The sequence below is a fragment of the Bradyrhizobium sp. P2_E8 genome (assembly GCF_056403875.1).
In genome coordinates this window covers 1-2,549 of sequence record NZ_JBFUES010001034.1, presented here as the reverse complement: position 1 = coordinate 2,549, position 2,549 = coordinate 1, and the positions used below count along the sequence as shown (strand labels likewise).

General features: G+C 64.3%; 2 protein-coding genes. Both read right to left on the bottom strand.

Going from position 1 to position 2,549, the window contains the following annotated elements; genetic code table 11:
- On the bottom strand, nt 1–1,038 hold a 1,038-nt coding region (locus AC1D00_RS36220), incomplete at its 3' end, for an LLM class flavin-dependent oxidoreductase (RefSeq protein ID WP_477013971.1).
- A 202-nt stretch (nt 1,039–1,240) separates the two neighbouring features.
- Nucleotides 1,241–2,549 (bottom strand): amidohydrolase (locus tag AC1D00_RS36215; RefSeq protein WP_477013970.1); only part of this gene is annotated, 1,309 nt, incomplete at its 5' end.

The following is a 2,549-nucleotide window of genomic DNA, read 5'->3' as shown; positions in this document are numbered from 1 at the left end:
TTCGCGCGCGGCGAGATCGACCATGCGCTGCCGGCCGCTCTTGCTGGCGTTGGTCTCGGGGATTTCGGGGAGCGGTCCGTCCGGATCAAAACCGGAGGCATCGGTGCCGAGGATCACCGAGAGCGAGGCGATCGCGCTGTCGTAGTGCACGCGGCTGTCGAGGAGGGCGCGCTTCTCCTTGGCTTCGTCGACGCTGTCGCCGACCACGACGAAGGCGCCGGGTAGGATTTTCAGGTGCTCGGGATCGCGGCCGACCTTTGCCATGCGGCCCTTGATGTCGGCATAGAGCTTCTGCCCGTCGGCGAGGCTGCCGCCGCCGGTGAAGACGGCCTCCGCGGTCTCGGCCGCGAGCTGCCTGCCGTCCTCGGAGGCGCCGGCCTGCACGATCACCGGCCAGCCCTGCACCGGGCGGGCGATGTTGAGGGGCCCGCGCACCTTCAGATATTTGCCGTTGTGATCGAGCGTGTGCATCTTCGAAGGATCGAAGAACAGCCCGTCCTCGACGTCGCGCACGAAGGCGTCGTCGGCGAAGGAATCCCACAGGCCCGTGACCACGTCATAGAATTCGCGGGCGCGCTTGTAGCGCTCGGCGTGCTCCATGTGGTCGTCGAGCCCGAAATTCAGCGCGGCATCCGGGTTCGAGGTGGTGACGATGTTCCACCCCGCACGCCCGCCGCTGAGATGGTCGAGCGAGGCGAAGCGGCGCGCGACGTGATAGGGCTCGTCGAACGTGGTCGAGCCCGTCGCGATCAGGCCGATCCGCTCGGTGACCGCCGAGAGCGCCGACAGCAGCGTGAACGGCTCGAACGACGTCACCGTGTGGCTGCGCTTGAGCGCGTTGATCGGCATGTTCAGCACGGCGAGATGATCGGCCATGAAGAAGGCGTCGAACTTGCCGGCCTCGAGCTTCCGGATCAGCGTCTTGATGTGACCGAAATTGAAATTGGCGTCCGGCCAGGCCCCCGGATAGCGCCAGGCGCCGGTGTGGATGCTGATCGGGCGCATGAACGCGCCAAGCTTGAGTTGCCGTTGTGCCATCGCCCCGTATCCGTTCTGGGTGTCGTTCGCAAAGACATAGGGATGCGGAGGAACTCTGCCATTGGGGCAGGCGGGAAGAATTTTTTGTTTTTCGCTGTCAGCTCAGCACAAACGCGTCATTCCGGGGCGCGCGCATCGTGAGCTACGATGCGCAATTGCGCATTTGAGAGTCCATCGAGCCGCTGGCACTGATGCGAGAGGGCTACTGCCCCCGCACCCTTTGCTCGAAGGCGCTCAGCACGGCGAGCGTCATCGCGGTGACACCGGTCCGGATGGTCGGTTTCGGCACCGGGGCGAATTGCGGCGAGTGGTTGCCGGGAAGCGGCGGGCCGCTGCCGTTACGCGCGGCGGCGACGCGGTCGGGCTCATAGACGCCGATGTTGAAGAACATCGAAGGCACACCGGCGTTGACATATTCCGAATAGTCCTCGCTGGTCGTGTTTGCAGGGCTGATGTTGAACTTGTCGCCGAAGGCTACCTTCAGCACCCGCTCGGCCTGGCCGACGACAGCGGCATCGTTCATCACCGCCTTGGTACCCTCGTCGAGATGGATTTCGGGCGCCGGCGCATCCGCCATCGCCGCCACCGCCTTCGCCGTCCGCTCGATCCCAGCCAGCATCCTGGCGCGCACCTGCGGCTTGAAGCTGCGGATCGTGCCGATCACCCTGGCCTCGTCGGGAATGATGTTGCCGGCGGTGCCGGCGTGGATCGCGCCGATGGTGACAAGGCCGAATTCGGTCGGGTCCTTCTCGCGACTGATCACGCTCTGCACGTCGACGACGAAGCGGGATGCCATCATCACGGGATCGATGGTCGCCTGCGGTATCGCGCCATGGCCGCCGCGGCCAAGGAATTTGATGAAGAGACCGTCAACATTCGACGATCCGACCCCGACCCTATAGGTCACGGAGCCGTAAGCTCCATTGCCGTCGTGCAGAGCAAATCCCGCGTCGGGCTTCGGAAAGCGGGTGAACAGGCCATCGTCGATCATCGCCTTTGCGCCCGTGACCTCTTCCTCAGCGGGCTGCGCGATGAACATCAACGTACCGTGCCACTGGTCCTTTATGCCGACCAGGGTCTTCGCCGTGCCGACCCAGCTCGCCATGTGGATGTCATGGCCGCAGCTATGGGCGACAAATGTCTCGCGGCCCTGCCAGATCTGCTTGTCGCGGCTGGCATAGGGCAGGCCGGTCTTCTCCTCCATCGGCAGCGCATCGAGCTCGGTGCGAACCATGATGGTAGGACCATCGCCGTTCCTGTAGATGGCAACAAGGCCAGTCTTGCCGACGTGCTCGGTGACCTCAAAGCCAATCGCACGCATCTCGGCGGCGAGTTTCGCCGCGGTCTTCTCTTCCTGGAAGGCAATCTCGGGATGGGCGTGGATGTCCTTGTAGAGCGCGTCGAGCTTCGGATATTCGCTCTCGAAGGAGGTCTCGATCGTTTGCTTCAATCTGGCGACGTCGAGCTCCGCATGGGCAGGCGGCGAGAGCAGGCCGCACAACGCCACGGAA